Below are 15,133 nucleotides of genomic sequence, written 5' to 3' on the forward strand. Positions count from 1 at the left end.
CTAGCGCACTGCCGCCGCCTCTGCGTAGGATCACTGCAACAGCTGACCCTTTGCACTTCAGCATTTTCTATGAGTTATTGAGGAGTACGACATTGGCTTGGAAAAAGTACGCCGACCTGCACGGTGCGCCAGTACTAGCAAAAAAATTCTATGAAGCCGGTACGGTACCAATTAATTACAGCGCTTGGCCGTTGGAGCAACCTGCTACGCAGTATGCGGCACTCAAGGCAGATATCGACACAGATGTAGTGGTGATCGGCGCTGGTTTAGCCGGTTCCTCAGTGGCATTGCATTTAGCTGAACGTGGTATTGCCACTGTATTGCTGGAAGGCGACCAACCAGGTGCGGGCGCTTCTGGACGCAATGCCGGTCATATTCAGCCATATTTATCTTCCCTTGAGCCATTGCAAAACTTCGCTGGTGGTGGCCGCAAGTTTCTGAACTACTTCACCAGTAACCGCAATATCATCGTTGATCTGTGCCAAAAATATAGCATCGCTGCCGATGTGCACCAACCGGGCATGATTGATGCCGCAAAAAAACCCAGCGCCGAATTAGAAAATAAGGCCAAGTTCTGGCAAGCACAGGGCTACAAAATCGATATCATTGGCGCAGAGACCTTACAGTCTATGCTAGGGACCGATCTATACCAATATGGGCTACTATGGCATGAAGGCGGCCAAGTGAACCCCTATCTTTTCACCAACGGCATGGCCTCTGTCGCACTTAATCTGGGTGCACAAGTTTACGGTGATTCGCCAGTCATGGCGTGCGAACCAGTGGGGAGCAACTGGCGAGTACGCACTGCAAACGGCAGCGTCACTGCGAGTCAAGTGGTGATTTGCACCAGCGGCCATAAAGGGAATGCATTTTTTCCTGAACTGCAAAACACCCACTACCCTTTAGTGGCCTGCGGTATGGCTACGCGTCCTTTGCCTGCTGAGCTACTTGCAAGTATCAACCCTTCACGCAGTGTCTTTACTCAATACCCAACGGGGCTGTTTCCGATCGTCATTGATGAACGCAACCGCTTAATCACCGCCACCATTCCTGGCATGTACAGCGCGCAAAATGCCGAGAAATACTTTGCTTATTTTTTACGCTATTTACACCGCACTTTTCCAATCACACGCAACGCCAATATCACTCTGGAATCCTACTGGACTGGGATGACCGCCAACTCATCGCACCATTACGACAAGTGCTACCCCAAGCTTTACCAAGTGGCCAAAGGTGTATACGGCCTGATGAATTTTGGCTCTTGGGGTAATTTACAAGGCCCCATGATGGGTATGAGCCTAGCTCATGCCATTGCAGACGGCCGTGTTGACGACTGCGTACTGCCGATCGAAAGGCCACAAGCGGTGCGTTTCCCCAGTTTATTTGAAACTAAAATCCGACGCACACTGATACCTATTGCACGGATCGCAGACCACTTTAATCTAGCCTAAAAAACACAACCCCGCACTCGCATGACTCTCCCGCCCTATTGCATTGCAGCAAAGGGCTTTTTCTGGATATTCAAACGGACGATGCGACATTTAATAATTCTGACAAATTGTCAAAGCTCATAATCCATACTAAAAACAATACGGAGTCATTTAATGTCACAGCCAATATTCGGACTAGAAGGACAAACCGCCCTAATCACAGGCGCGGGACGCGGCATGGGAGTGGGTATCGCACGAATGCTGGGACGCCTTGGCGCTAAAGTCGTGATCAATGATTTTTATCCTGAGCGCGCTGAAGAAACCGCCAACCAACTGCGCACAGAAGGTCTTGAAGCCTTTGCCGCACCGGCCGATATCACCGACTACGAGCTCGTTGCTGCCATGGTTGCAAAAGTCACAGCTGAAGTCGGCCCTATTGATATATTAGTTTCCAACGCAGGTGTCCCTACCGACGGTATGGATTATAAAAAGTTTGCTGACTCCACACCTGATGATTGGAAAAAGTTTGTTAATTTAAACATGTTCGGCTTGATGAATGTCTGCCATGCCATTGTACCAAGCATGGCTGAACGCCGTTACGGCCGCATCGTTGCAATCACCTCCGAATCTTGGCGTGCGGGCCTACCTATGGGTATTGCGGCCTATGCAGCATCTAAAGCAGGCGCAGTAGGTTTTATCCGTCACCTCGCAGCAGAAACAGGTCGTTCAGGCATCACAGTAAACGCCCTGTCGCTAGGGACCATGAATAACTGGGACTCCGATGCCCTTGCAAAAAAAACCTGCTTTGTACCGCGTGCAGGCAGCCCAGAAGATGTCGGTGCTGGTGTCGCCTACTTCGCTTCTAAAGAGGCCTCTTGGGTAACAGGCCAAGTTTTGCCACTCAACGGCGGCTCTTTGACTGCCTAACATCTGATATTTTTCCACTCTCATATGCCATACGCGCCTATAGGTAGTGGCTTGCGTGGCATTAAGCAGACCTCTTCATCCCGACCCAAGCGCAGCTAAATGCTTGATTTCAAAATAAGTTTTGACTCTTATCGAAATTTGAGTATAATTGACTCCGCGGGATGGAGCAGTCTGGTAGCTCGTCGGGCTCATAACCCGAAGGTCGTAGGTTCAAATCCTGCTCCCGCAACCAGACACTAAAGCCCTAACTTTCAATAAGTTAGGGCTTTTTTATGCCTGCAATTCCTTCCTTAAAAATCGCCTAAAAAGCCTCCGTGCCCAAACCGTGCCCTGTGTGTGCCCTTTTTGAAATTCCAAGTTTTTTAATTGACAGATTTTGACCGTAAGTTTTCTTAGGCCACAGCTGTTTTTTCACATGCCCCCAGCCAATGTTTACGCGGTTGGATAGCCTACTCTGGTATCGCCACTGACTATCAGCACTGCATCAAACAGGATCATTAGGTACGGCGCAGGTTGCAGATGCCCTACAGGCGATAGTGGCGCAAGCAATTCACAAAAATAAAGAATCTACTGAGGTTAGGCATTCATGTGCAAGTTGCAGTTGCATTCGGTATTACCAACAAAGGTCCATGGAGTAGCTCTAAAAATCCTGGGATTAATAAAGTATTAGCAAATGCTTACTTAAAACCTCAAGATTTGTACGAATTACACGATGGTTGGATTAGGCTTCATCATTCTTAGTGATACGCCCTGTGCGGAGCCGCATGTAGGGTATCGTGGGAGCTGAAGGCTAGAGGTTTCTAGCTACTCGGTTATGTGCGTATTTTAGTAAGCCAGAATTTATACAGGCCTTCAATATCTGCTGAACATAGTAAATTCATGCACTGTTTCAACTCATTATCCGACCAATTCCACCATTCCATTTCTAATAGCATTTTAATTTTGTCGCTAGAGAAACGGTACTTGATATGCTTTGCTGGATTTGAGCCAACGATCTCGTATGGTTCTACATCTTTAGTCACAACAGATCGGCTAGCTATTATTGCACCATGGCCTATTTTTACCCCTGACATAATCATTGCTTCCGAGCCAATCCAAACATCATTTCCTACAACTGTATCACCTGCGCGCTCAAAACCGTCTTGCGCCCCGGAAAACTCATCATTGTCTTGATAGAAAAATGGAAAGGTGCTTATCCAATCATGTCGATGGCCCTGATTACCTGCCATCATAAAAACAGCCCCAGAGCCAATTGAGCAAAAATCCCCTATGATAAGTTTGTCTACGTCTGTTCTATCTGCCGCTAAATAGCGCGCACAATCATCAAAACTATGTCCATGGTAGTAGCCTGAATAATAGCTATGTCGCCCAACTACAATATTCGGATTTGTAACCTGCGCCCGTAACGGAATGCCAGAAAATGGAGATTCAAAAAAGTTCATAATTACAATCGTACCCTAAAGCCACATGACGCTGAGCGAAGCGGCAGCCGCTCAGATTCATCCAGCTTACGCGACTTGTTAAAATGGAAGTGCACATAAAGCAGCGAAAAAAACACTCAACCAATGCTTCCCTTGATTCCTCAACCCGAAGAAAGTCCGGCCACTTTTTATGGCGGCCAGTCGGGTCAACAATTTCCGAGGTTAATATTTCAAAAGAGCTTTTTTCATAAGCATCAGTTCGTTGTTACTGAAAGCATGCCGATCTGTATCAGAGTACTATTGCGCCACATGCAAGCGAACTTTATTTATAAGCTCCCAATAATAAAGCACGCTTTAAAACCGTATCAACAATCCTTGCAGTCACACTTCATGCAAAACTACAAGCATATCGTAGAAGAACTCGGCATACAGATAAACTGAGAGTGAATCCACCGCCCCTCCACGGTTAATTCAAAGGGAGAAGTTTATACCTGAAGTGCTAAAAGTGCCCCTGTAACATCCATACGCCTACTGCTATAAGCGTAAGGCCACCAAAAACTTCCGCTCTGTGCCCCAGTAAAGAGCCTATGGTTCGTCCTAGCAACACGCCTAGCGTTACCATGAATGTCGTTGCTAATCCAATTAAAGCGGCAGCAATCCAGATATTCACATGAATAAAAGCCAATCCCACACCTACAGCCATAGCGTCAATGCTCGTACCTATAGCAGTCAGAGAAACTGTTAGGAAAGAGAGGCTAGAAGGCTTTTCTACTGTTTCTGGGTCGGACTTCATGCCTTCATAAATCATATACATGCCTAAAGCCACTAACAAAGAAAATGCTATCCAGTGAGCCCAAGCTTCTACGTAAGATGATGCCGATTTACCGATCAACCAACCTATAACTGGTGTGGTTGCCTCAATTAAGCCGAAAACCAACCCCATTTTCAGAGCTTCTGAAAAGCTAGCTTTTTTTAGGCTTGCGCCCTTGCCCACCGCAGCGGCAAAAGCATCTGTAGACATTGCAAAAGCAAGTAAAAGAAGGGCTATAGGGTTCATTAGATTACTCCGGTCGGGCATTTTGAGTCCACGATATACGCACACGCCCGACCTCAGGCATGAGTATATCGATGGTCTCGCCAACCGAGAGGTGTCCGCACCATGGCATTTGGCCAAGTATGTTGATACGAACTCTTCCGAAGGTCGGAAGCAGGCTACTCCCCAAAGAGGCCGCAACTTTAGCAATAGCCTACACCAATAGCAAATCCAACTTTGTTTGTATCTCACTTATAAGACAGTGCCTCAAACACAGTAACTCAACATATAACCGGCGAATGTCACCAGTGACTCATGAAAAGCTGTGTGTTATGACTCTAAAAAGTATCAAAAGAGCCTCAGGTCTTATCGGACGCCGAGTCTAATGGGTCAAAACTAACCCCTGAAATAATAGTCATTGCTGCACACCCTAGAGTTCTGCAAGCAGATAAAGCGCATTAAAACAGGCCCAAATCTATATATGGGTGACCCGCTTTATTTACCCATTACACTCGGTAACCATTTAACGTAACAATTCAAGAATTAGCTCACGTGGCAGCTACATCCTCATATTTTGCTTGATCACCCGAAACAGCAGACTCGGCTTTCACCCCTAATGCCGTTCATCCTATATTAAAAGTCCGAGTCCGAGACAGGCATGTGCCCTTGCTAAACCGCATGGCTCGAAGCGTCAATTTCGTCTGGAATTTTTGTTAATGAATTAAGTCAACACTCGATTAAAGAGCGTGGTGTGTTTTTGTTAGCTTACGATATGCAACCCTACACCAAAGGTGCTGGTAAAGAACCAGGGGTGCACAGCTAAACCTTACAGTGCATCGCGGGTGAGTATGTCACACGCCGCAAGCAGTTTAAGAAGGTGCGGCTGAACTGGCGCAAATCAGGTGGTGTACTCCGCTCATTGGGCTGGATACCCGTCAATACAGGTGCAGCTCAATGGAAAAACGGGCAGATCTACCATAATGGCCACTACTTCAAGGTGTGGGATAGCTACGGTTTGAGCCAATATAAATTCCGCTCGGCCAGTTTCAATGAAGATGCCCGTGGCCGCTGGTACTTCAATGTAGTGGTGGAGGTGGAGGTCGAGCCAAGCAAAGGCCAAGACCGTATCGGTATTGACCTGGGTTTGACCGACACTGCCACCTGCTCGGATGGCACAAAACTGGAAGTGGGCCGCTTCTACCGTGGCCTTGAGGAAAAATTAGCCATAGCGCAACGAGCCAGAAATAAAACCCAAGTCAAAACCATTCATGCGAAAATCGCTAACCGTAGAAAAGATGCCCTGCACAAGTTCAGCCGCACGCTGGTCAACCGCTGCGGTGAAATCTATGTCGGTAATGTCAGTAGTTTAAAACTTGTTAAAACCACGATGGCCAAGTCAGTGCTGGACGCTGGCTGGGGTCAATTAAAAACAATGCTGGACTATAAATGCGCTCACGCAGGCATTGTTTTTAAGGAAGTTGACGAGGCATACACGACCCAAACCTGTTCGAGTTGCGGCAGTTTGCCCGAGTCGAGGCCGAAAGGTATCGCAGGACTTGGAATAAGAGAATGGACGTGCAGTGGGTGTAGTGTCACCCACGATCGCGATACCAACGCGTCACGTAACATTCTCGCGGCTGGGCATGGTCGTCTAGCAGTAGGAATTCCCGTCCTTTAGGTCGGGGAGGATGTCAAATAGCCTGTAGTACTCGCAGTGGTTTTAGCAACTAAAGCTAAATATATTTGAACTCGAGCAACAACTTCTTCGGGGTCATAAAGCTTAATAATATAGTCAACACCACCGCCAGTAAGACCAGCAATTTTTTTGATCCACTTCACTATCGGAACTTAAATATAAGATAGGTATATGCGCAGTTGCAGCATTAGCTTTTAAACGTCGACATAAAGCAAAGCCATCCATTCGTGGCATATGTACATCTAAAATAATCAAATCTGATACTATAGAAACAGCTCGGTCATAACCTTGAAAACCGTCAAATGCCACACTGATTCTATAGGATTTAGTCCGCAGCGCTTCAACCAGTAAGCGTAATTGTTCAGGGTTGTCATCTACCAATAATAGGCGTGGTTGCTGCATTTCTGAAAAAGGATTAGGAGCTGTACTATAACCCATAAACCTAGGCTTCAAAAACATACTCTGCAGTCAAAATATAAACAATAAAAAGCAATAACCAGTTAAACTCTGCGTCAAAATAAATTCAATATAAACACTAACACTAATGACAATTAAATGACTGCAGAAAACTTAATAAAACCGGCTAAAAAAAAGCATACACTTGACCACTCTTCTGCTGCTAAACAGCGCTACTATAGCAGCTACCTACTGTTCATTATGCTATTGATTTTTGCCGATGATAGCTTTAGCTCTGTGGCTACATTGGACACAACGACTGTGCTTGCCAGTTCCACTTCGGACCCTTTATCACCCTCCATTGAAACTGCAGAGGAAGAAATGCAGCGCTAGCCCGGCAACGTCAGCTTGGTGAGCGAATCCGATTACGAGCGTCGCACGGTACTGGGATTAAGTGATGTGCTTGCACGCCAACCCGGTATCTACGCCCGCTCCACCGCTGGCCAGTACTCACCTAAATTGTCTATTCGAGGCTCGGGTTTAGCATCACCCTTAGGGGTGCGCGGTGTTGTTTTATTACGTGATGGTTTACCGCTTAATCAAAGCGATGGTGCTCTAGACCCAGCCTATGCTGATTCTTTTAATGCGCGCTATATGGAAATTTATCGCGGCGCCAATGCTTTGCGTTACGGCGCTGCCACCTTGGGTGGTGCGATAAATCTCATCTCGCCCACCGGTTATTCACACTCAGGCTTAGAAACCCATCTTGAAGCCGGCTCTAATGATTATCTGCGAGTGCAAACGCGAGCTGGGCAAGTATTTGACAATGGCCTGGATGCGTTTGCTTCTGTGAGTCGTTATCAAACCGATGGCTCAGTACCGCAGGCCGAGCAGAAAATAACACGTTTTTATGGCAACCTTGGTTTCATGATCGGCGAGCGTTCCAGTGGCCGCTTACATGTGAATTATGCACAAATGCGTCAAGAGGTCAGCAGCCCACTGACCCGTGCTCAGCTGCACGGCAATGCGAGCTTGGATAACCCTGCGCCTAACTGGCCTAACCATCGCATCAAAACTAAACCGCACCTGCGTTTGGCGTATCAACACAGTATTCACTACGGCGATGACGATCGCATCACCTTAGGTGCCTACCATACCGACACCACTTTTGACTTGTTGGGTACACTGGTGCCCATTGAGTATCGCGCGCGGGATCATGGCGTATCGGTTCGCGGCGAAATCAAGCGCACCTTGGGCGGTCGGGACAATCACTTTACTTGGGGTTTTAGCCATGCGCAGGGCAGCAGTAATAGCCAGACCTATGGGCCTTTTGTTCCACCGCCTTCTTTAAGTCAGCTTGCAGATCCAACCCCCCAGCAGTATGAAGACATTAAAGCCACCGCAGAAATCACCCAGCTGTACTTAGAAAATAGCTATGCACTCACGCCAAGATTAGCGTTGATTGCGGCAGCTCAGGCTGTCACTGCCAAGAGAAAGCGTGAGATTATTGCCCTGCGGAACCCGTCCCCGCAAATCCCGTCATCGCCTTTTTATCAGCACTTTAAAAACGTTGACCATAGCGAGCGCTACAACGGATGGAGCCCAAAACTGGGTTTACTGTGGCAAGTGAATGACCACAGCCAGCTGTATACCAACCTCAGCCGCAGCTACGAGCCGCCCTCTTTAATCGAGTTTTATAACGATCACGGCACCACTGCAGCGCAAAAAGCCACCACTTGGGAAGTCGGAGTCCGTGGCGGCGAGCAGACACACTGGGATGCGGCGGTATTTTATAGCCGAGTTAAAAATGAGCTGCTCAGGATTCCCCATCCTGACAATTCTAAACCCTATATGGGCGGTAATATCCCCAGAACAGTGCATGCTGGGCTGGAATTTCAGCTTTATGGTGAGTTATCTACAGAAGCCTTACCCGGCACAGTCGATTGGGGCCTAAGCTATACCCTGAACCACTTCCGGCATAAAAACGACGACACCTTTAATAATAATCGTCTGCCGGTGATTCCTCAGCATTTTGGCAGTGCACATGTCAACTATCAGCACCCATCCGGTGTGTATTTGGGCCCTGATGTGGAATTTGCCTCATCTGTTTATGCGGATCAGGCCAATACCCTAAAAGCGCCAGGCTATGGGGTTGTGAACTTCACGTTGGGTTACGCGCACCCGTCTAGGCGCTTTACTGTGTTCTTAAACGCCCGCAACTTGGCTGATAAACACTATGCCGCCTCCACCGAGTTTATCGCTAAGCCTAAGCCACAAGCTAAAACTACACAGGCTGCATTTAATCCCGGCTTAGAGCGCGCATTATTCGTCGGGGCCAAAATTCTATGGTGACGCGCGCAACACTGTGGGGGCTGTTGCTGTATCTATGTTTTGCAGTGACTTCAGTGACCGCCGCCAGTGTCGATGTGGGTCAAACCAGTCAATGGAAACAACAGCTGTATCAGCAGACACTGTTCTATAAAGATGATTCCCAGCACATGAGTGTACAGCAAGTCGCTGCTCTAACAGACGGCGACGCTGGGTTTGTTTATATCGACGAATTAAGCCAACCCGCACAGCTATCTCCAGCCGCATGGTGGACTAAAATCAGCCTAACCAACAGCAGCGAACTTACCTATTCGTTGCGTTTGATCTTAAACCCTGGATCATATTTTCACTCGGTTAATTTTTACACTCAGCGTGATGGGCAATGGATACCCTTCACTCACACCCTAGACGGTACAACCATCAACGAGCCTACCGCTGAACGCCTGCACTGGGCGGGTGTCAACTTAGCGCCAGGACAAAATAAAACCTTATTGATCCGCACCACAGGCGTTGCACCCAATAAGCTAGCACCTTATTTGTACTCAGAGGACGTATTTAATGAGTATATAGCGCGCAATGCAATTTGGGATGGTTTGCTGCTTGGTGGCTTATTGGCGCTGGGCTGGACCTCACTCCTAATAGCCATCTTTGCGCGCAGTCGCGTTTTTATAGTATTAGGCCTCCTCTCATGGCTCACACTACTTGTTGAAGGGGGCAGACGTGGTTACGAAAAACTCGACTTTATAACCCACCTAATTGAGTTCAGTTACCGTAGTCCTTTAGTGTTAAGCAATCTTACTTTAATGCTCTTTGTAGTATTTATTTTAGAGCTTGCGCGCAGTGAAAAAGTCCAATTAAGCCTTCGTAAACTATGGGTTGGTTGGGCTATGTATTATGCAGGACTGGCGCTGATCTCTGCGTTTGGTGATGTATACCAAGTGTATTGGTTGGCTGATGTACACCGTCCCTTATTTAGCTTGACGCTGTTGGTCACTGCTGTGTTATTCCTGCGACAAAACGCACCCACCCGCGGCCTAATTGTAGCCATTGCAGCCTTTTCTCTAGCACGCGCCAGCTTAATTGCTTTAGAAAGCAGCGGATTGTTACCAGACTCAATTGCTAACCTATCCATGGGTTCTTTACGTATGAATCCAATATTGGTGCTTGGTGGCTTTCTAATTAATTTAGCCTTATTTGCCGGCTGGATAGCCCATGTAGGACTCCAGCGTAGAAAAGCGCTAGAAAAGATTTCTCGCTTGCAGCGCGAGGAAAACATCCGCTTAACCCAAGAAGTCGCACGGCAAACCAAAGCTCTAAACGAAGCCCTGCAATATGCAGATGAAAAGAACCGTCAACAGACACAAATTGTGGGTTACATCAGCCATGACTTGCGCGCTCCCTTGGCGACCATTGCCGGCTACACAAAACTGATGGAAAGCAATGCCAGTGAGCAGCAAAAAATTAAACTTAATGCAATTACCCGCAGTGTCGATTACCAGTTGGCGTTGATTGAAGATATTCTAGGTTATGCCTCAGCCGAGCTTAAACCCTTATCTTTATCACCAAAAGCAACGGACCTACTTGAGTATTTAGATGAAATTACACAACACGCTACAGCATTAAGCCGGCAACAAAATAATAGCTTCTATATCACAGTCACACAGCAAATTCCTAAAACCGTATACTTAGATGGTCGTCGCTTGCGACAAGTGCTGCTTAACCTATTATCCAATGCGGCGAAATTTACCCGCAATGGTGAGATCAACCTAGATCTTACTGCTACACAGCTTGATTCACAGTGGCGATTACGTTTTAGTATCAGCGACTCAGGCATCGGAATAGATCCAGAGCAGCAAGCAAAGATTTTCCAAGAATTCGGTCAGTTAGAAGCTGGAGAAAACAATATCAATGCCGGTTTAGGTTTGGGCTTGTATATTGCCCAAAGTATTTTGCAGAGTATGGGCAGTAAGCTCAGTTTAGACAGTTGCCCTAATCAAGGAGCTACATTCAGCTTTGAATTTAATGTACTGGCTGATGAGCAACTGGTCAGCTGGCAACCTCCGCAAACACTGCCCACGCTAGATGCAATTGATTTACCCTTATCTCATAATGTAGAGGTGCCGGTCCAGACGCAGGACATGACTGCTAACAAAACGATACTGAGTGATAATCTGAGCAAGCCTCCTGTAGATAAACGTCAAGAGCTCGTCCAATTAGCACGCAATGGCGCACTGACTGATATCGAGCATTGGTACAGCAACATGTCGGCCCAATACCCCGAGTGTATTGATTATCTGAACCTTATCCAAGAGGCCATCAACCGTCTTGACTTTCACAAAGTAGAACGTCTAGCACTTGATCAGCTAACCCTTAATCAAAACCAACATATAGAGCGCGCTTATTATCTTTAAAGTTTTGACTTAATCTTACTAAGTCGCCAGAAGTAAATAGGCTCACCCTCCAAAAGAGCAACTGTCATAAATGAATTTACAAAAAGAAATTCAACTGCTTACTCTGAGTGGTCCCTGCATCGCGGCTATTTTAGCACTGATTTTTTATGGCCTCTGGTTGCATCAACGAACAGAGCGATACCTATTACTGCTTGGTGGCGCATACTTCCTTTACGCCACCAGCTTAACCATGCAGATTTTAAAGCTGCCGGCCAACCCTGGTACCAATGCGCTGATCACTGCGACACTTTATCTAGTAGGCATCATTTTGCTGTGCCAAGGTGTTCTTTCTAGACACAAAAAGAACACGCCTTATCTATTTCAGTTACTGATCAGTGCAGCTATTTTAATAGGGATTTATTATTTTTATTATATTCACAATAGTGTTATAGCAAGAATCTATATACTCAACTTTGGAGTCGGTTTTATTTTGCTAAGTTGCTTGCTTGCTTTAAAAGCTTTACGTAGCAACAAGCGTATTGAACAAATCCTTTACTGGACTTTTGCCGCCTTTACATTAAATTTTTTCATTCGTCCGCCTTTAACCTTACTCATCCCTCAATTCCCCACAGGCACAGCACACTTCAATTCGAGTATTTTCTGGTTAACTTTACAGGTCAGTCTACTGGTGTTTGTTATTTTGTTGGCCGTAGTCAATATCATAGCAACCTTACTTGATCATATTGATATTTTGCGTAAGGAAAGAGACGAAGATGGCCTCACTAATTGTTTGAATAGACGGGGATTCTTTACCACTCTGCAGCACATTACGTCTGACAATCCAAACCAACAACGTTATATTTTATTAGCAGATCTCGATCACTTCAAAGCAATCAATGACACTTACGGACACGCTGTGGGTGATGAAATACTACGTTTATTCGCTAGCACGGCTCGTAAAATTTTAGCCAAAGAAGATATTATAGGGCGCATTGGTGGTGAAGAATTTATCTTTATACTCAACTCACCATGTTCTGCACAGCACGCTATTGAACTCGCTAACAAACTACGCCAAGCAATAAGCACTGCTAAATGCACGGCTGTATCCCCTGCGATCAGCTTCACTGCAAGCTTTGGTTTAAGCCCTTTTTACACACCCATTGATACAGCAATCCAACAAGCCGATAATTTTTTATACTGCGCTAAAAATTCCGGGCGCAACAATGTATCTGTTAACCCATCCCTACTCAAAAGCCATATTTAAAGGTAGAGTTCATACCCACTCGGTTCGTCTCACTGTACACAATGGCCACTACCGCCACCTTGAAATAGGCAAAAGGAGCTAGCACTGAAGAGCTGTGTTAAAGATGCCCTTCGTATTGTAGTGTTGTAACGGTGCTGAACACCGACCGGTGATTAATGATCTTCGTTGGAGGCAGTGCATAGAATGGAAGACAAAAACTCTCCTGCTTTGCGTGTCGGTGTGGACTTTCGTGGCACCGAAAATGCAACTCAACCAGTGCTTAAACACATTAAACCGGGCAAAAAGCGGGCTCCGCTGTTGCGCTACATTCGTATCAATCTGCCAAAGACCACTCGACTGCTGCTCATCGCAGTAATCGCTGTGATCGGCGCTGCTTCGGCGGCGGTTGCGCTATCGAACCACCCGCCCTTTCTTTTTGCGACTCTGGCGCTGTGGGGGATCTGCGGGGTTGCTGCCGTATTCGTCGCAGTGGGTTTGCTAACCTCTGCTCGCATCTGGACATGGGGGTTATTCATCGCGCTGGCGTCCCTACTAGTTTACATGGGCGGCCTGCTGGGCAATGCGCCTTATGTCTGGAATGGGGCCAGTGTGGTTTCCGCGGCGATTTGGAATCTGACGCTGCTGGCCTCCATCGCCTATATGGTGCTGTTTTGGGCACTGCGCTACGGGATGATCGTCGCCGCTCCCGATAACCAAAATTTTATGGACTGATAAGGATTTATCAATGGAACTCGGGTTTCCGTGGTGGCTCCGTGTGGAGCATTTTCTCAACATCATCTTCATTTCCTTTCTCGTTCGTTCAGGCCTCGAGATTCTGGGCACCTATCCTAAACTTTACCGCTCGCAGCACACAGTACCTGGCACGTCTTGGGCACAGTTTACGGTTCAAGAGGAAGCCAAGCATAAGTACTACACGGTGGGCGGCGAGTACAGTGACTATTCCCCGCGCATTTCGCTCCCTGGGCGTGGAATGTTGGGGCTTGGGCGTTACTGGCATTTCATCACCGTGACGGGTTTTGTCACCTGTTGGATCATCTACTTCGTGTTACTGTTGGTCACCGGTCAGTGGCGGCGCTATGTACCCACCAGTTGGGACACTTTTGCTCAGGCGGGTCAGGATATGCTGGCCTACCTTGCCTTTACCATGCCGCAGCCTGTCGATGGCATGGTGTTTAATGCCCTGCAGCAACTATCGTACGGTTTTGTAATATTGGTGCTGACACCTTTGGTGATCCTGACGGGCGCATTTCAGTCACCGGCTATTGCCAACCATTTTTCCCGCATAACCCGCGCACTAGGTGGTCGCCAAGTCATCCGTAGTATTCACTTTCTGTGCTTGGTTAGTTATGTGGCATTCTTCGTCATCCACGTGCCGTTGGTCTTTCTCCACGGCTACCTGCACGAGACCTCCAAGATGGTATTGGGGCACTCCAACAATCCTGTTTTGGGTGGGTCCATTTTCACTATCGGCCTTATTCTTGTCATAGTTCTGCATGTGGTAGCCACGCGCTGGACCTTGGCGGACGGTCGCGCGGTTGAGAGGTTGCATAACCTGATTGTGCGGCCATGGTCGAATCTGCTATACAAGCTGCCCGCGCGCATGCACTACGATCGCTCGAATATCACGGGTAAGGACATGGGGCTTGCTAACACCACTCAGAATTTCCGCGGCAGCGGACGGCCACCAGAAACCGAGGAGTACTTGGCTCTTATGGCCAACTGTTACGAAGACGATTATGTACTCGAAATTGGTGGCTACGTGGAGCGCCCAATGACGTTGACCATTGCGGATCTGCGTGAGCTTGCCGCAGGTCATTCGCAGACGACGCTGCACCACTGTGTGCAGGGCTTCAGCTCGATCGGGCGCTGGCGCGGCATCACCGTATCGGATCTCTTAGATCTGGCTGGCCCCTTACCCGGTGCGACTGACGTGGTGTACACCAGCTTCCAAAATATGGGCCGTGACGATGACTTGTACGAAGGGGGAACCTACTACGTGTCCACACCCATGGTTGAGGCTCGGATGCCACAAACACTGATCGCCTTTGAACTCAACGATGAAGGCGAGATCCCGGCCAAAAATGGCGGGCCTGTGCGCCTGCGCTTAGAAACTTCAACCGGGTTTCGTAGCCTGAAGTGGTTGGAACGTATTGAGGTGGTCAATCGCTACGATATTATCCTTGAGGGCCGCGGTGGTTACTTCGAGGACACGGACTTTTACGATCGCAACCAGCTAATCTGACCGTCT

Annotated in this window: 12 protein-coding genes, 1 tRNA gene, 1 pseudogene and 1 riboswitch; of the genes and pseudogenes, 11 read left to right on the forward strand and 3 right to left on the reverse strand. The window is 47.5% G+C overall.

What is annotated here, in order from left to right; all coding sequences use genetic code 11:
* Positions 1-92 precede the first annotated feature (92 nt).
* The 3 genes from TOI97_RS00530 to TOI97_RS00540 all read left to right on the forward strand — a co-directional run bounded on the left by TOI97_RS00530 (position 93) and on the right by TOI97_RS00540 (position 2,589).
* Positions 93-1,451: an NAD(P)/FAD-dependent oxidoreductase gene (locus TOI97_RS00530; RefSeq protein ID WP_321552178.1), complete on the forward strand. Its 1,359-nt coding sequence runs from the start codon at positions 93-95 to the stop codon at positions 1,449-1,451.
* 153 nt (positions 1,452-1,604) lie between these two features.
* Entirely contained in the window at positions 1,605-2,357 is a 753-nt protein-coding gene (locus TOI97_RS00535; RefSeq protein WP_321552179.1) for an SDR family NAD(P)-dependent oxidoreductase, read from the forward strand.
* Between the two features lie 155 nt (positions 2,358-2,512).
* Positions 2,513-2,589, forward strand: a tRNA-Met gene (locus TOI97_RS00540).
* A gap of 580 nt (positions 2,590-3,169) precedes the next feature.
* On the opposite strand, the gene catB is transcribed toward TOI97_RS00540, so the two are convergent.
* Together catB and TOI97_RS00550 are read right to left on the reverse strand one after the other, a co-directional pair.
* On the reverse strand, positions 3,170-3,799 hold the full coding sequence (catB, locus tag TOI97_RS00545; protein WP_407651287.1) for a type B chloramphenicol O-acetyltransferase: 630 nt from the start codon (positions 3,797-3,799) through the stop codon (positions 3,170-3,172).
* A gap of 478 nt (positions 3,800-4,277) precedes the next feature.
* Positions 4,278-4,835: a manganese efflux pump MntP gene (locus TOI97_RS00550; RefSeq protein WP_321552420.1), complete on the reverse strand. Its 558-nt coding sequence runs from the start codon at positions 4,833-4,835 to the stop codon at positions 4,278-4,280.
* Between the two features lie 49 nt (positions 4,836-4,884).
* Positions 4,885-5,006, reverse strand: a riboswitch (yybP-ykoY riboswitch).
* 682 nt (positions 5,007-5,688) lie between these two features.
* Between TOI97_RS00550 and TOI97_RS00555 the strand changes: the two genes are divergently transcribed.
* On the forward strand, positions 5,689-6,489 hold the full coding sequence (locus TOI97_RS00555; protein ID WP_321552180.1) for an RNA-guided endonuclease InsQ/TnpB family protein: 801 nt from the start codon (positions 5,689-5,691) through the stop codon (positions 6,487-6,489).
* A 114-nt stretch (positions 6,490-6,603) separates the two neighbouring features.
* Here TOI97_RS00555 and TOI97_RS00560 read toward each other — a convergent pair whose 3' ends face one another.
* Entirely contained in the window at positions 6,604-6,945 is a 342-nt protein-coding gene (locus TOI97_RS00560; RefSeq protein ID WP_321552181.1) for a response regulator, read from the reverse strand.
* A 117-nt stretch (positions 6,946-7,062) separates the two neighbouring features.
* On the opposite strand from TOI97_RS00560, the gene TOI97_RS00565 reads away from it, so the two are divergent.
* From TOI97_RS00565 to TOI97_RS00595, 7 genes and pseudogenes are all read left to right on the forward strand, one after another.
* The gene (locus TOI97_RS00565) at positions 7,063-7,296 is read left to right on the forward strand and encodes a hypothetical protein (protein ID WP_321552182.1); all 234 of its coding nucleotides are present in this window, start codon (positions 7,063-7,065) and stop codon (positions 7,294-7,296) included.
* A 12-nt stretch (positions 7,297-7,308) separates the two neighbouring features.
* Positions 7,309-7,605, forward strand: a pseudogene (locus TOI97_RS00570) (TonB-dependent receptor plug domain-containing protein); the annotation flags it as partial.
* A gap of 273 nt (positions 7,606-7,878) precedes the next feature.
* A complete protein-coding gene (locus tag TOI97_RS00575) occupies positions 7,879-9,255 on the forward strand; it encodes a TonB-dependent receptor (RefSeq protein ID WP_321552421.1) in 1,377 nt (458 codons plus the stop codon).
* The gene (locus TOI97_RS00580) at positions 9,249-11,642 is read left to right on the forward strand and encodes an ATP-binding protein (protein WP_321552183.1); all 2,394 of its coding nucleotides are present in this window, start codon (positions 9,249-9,251) and stop codon (positions 11,640-11,642) included. The genes TOI97_RS00575 and TOI97_RS00580 overlap by 7 nt, the downstream gene beginning before the upstream one ends.
* 70 nt (positions 11,643-11,712) lie before the next feature.
* Positions 11,713-12,885 carry a GGDEF domain-containing protein gene (locus tag TOI97_RS00585; RefSeq protein WP_321552184.1) on the forward strand — a complete coding sequence of 391 codons (1,173 nt, stop codon included), beginning with the start codon at positions 11,713-11,715 and terminating at the stop codon, positions 12,883-12,885.
* A 183-nt stretch (positions 12,886-13,068) separates the two neighbouring features.
* The gene (locus TOI97_RS00590; RefSeq protein ID WP_321552185.1) at positions 13,069-13,596 is read left to right on the forward strand and encodes a hypothetical protein; all 528 of its coding nucleotides are present in this window, start codon (positions 13,069-13,071) and stop codon (positions 13,594-13,596) included.
* A 13-nt stretch (positions 13,597-13,609) separates the two neighbouring features.
* A complete protein-coding gene (locus TOI97_RS00595) occupies positions 13,610-15,127 on the forward strand; it encodes a molybdopterin-dependent oxidoreductase (protein ID WP_321552186.1) in 1,518 nt (505 codons plus the stop codon).
* Positions 15,128-15,133 lie beyond the last annotated feature (6 nt).

The sequence above is a fragment of the Denitrificimonas halotolerans genome (assembly GCF_034259425.1).
GTDB lineage: Bacteria > Pseudomonadota > Gammaproteobacteria > Pseudomonadales > Pseudomonadaceae > Denitrificimonas > Denitrificimonas halotolerans.

Bases quoted from the DNA above. Each gene is read 5' to 3' on its own strand.
- TOI97_RS00590 (WP_321552185.1), top strand. From the start codon at position 13,069: ATGGAAGACAAAAACTCTCCTGCTTTGCGTGTCGGTGTGGACTTTCGT.
- TOI97_RS00580 (WP_321552183.1), top strand. From the start codon at position 9,249: ATGGTGACGCGCGCAACACTGTGGGGGCTGTTGCTGTATCTATGTTTT.
- TOI97_RS00575 (WP_321552421.1), top strand. From the start codon at position 7,879: ATGCGTCAAGAGGTCAGCAGCCCACTGACCCGTGCTCAGCTGCACGGC.
- TOI97_RS00595 (WP_321552186.1), top strand. From the start codon at position 13,610: ATGGAACTCGGGTTTCCGTGGTGGCTCCGTGTGGAGCATTTTCTCAAC.
- TOI97_RS00535 (WP_321552179.1), top strand. From the start codon at position 1,605: ATGTCACAGCCAATATTCGGACTAGAAGGACAAACCGCCCTAATCACA.
- TOI97_RS00560 (WP_321552181.1), bottom strand. From the start codon at position 6,945: ATGGGTTATAGTACAGCTCCTAATCCTTTTTCAGAAATGCAGCAACCA.
- TOI97_RS00565 (WP_321552182.1), top strand. From the start codon at position 7,063: ATGACTGCAGAAAACTTAATAAAACCGGCTAAAAAAAAGCATACACTT.
- catB (WP_407651287.1), bottom strand. From the start codon at position 3,799: ATGAACTTTTTTGAATCTCCATTTTCTGGCATTCCGTTACGGGCGCAG.
- TOI97_RS00550 (WP_321552420.1), bottom strand. From the start codon at position 4,835: ATGAACCCTATAGCCCTTCTTTTACTTGCTTTTGCAATGTCTACAGAT.
- TOI97_RS00585 (WP_321552184.1), top strand. From the start codon at position 11,713: ATGAATTTACAAAAAGAAATTCAACTGCTTACTCTGAGTGGTCCCTGC.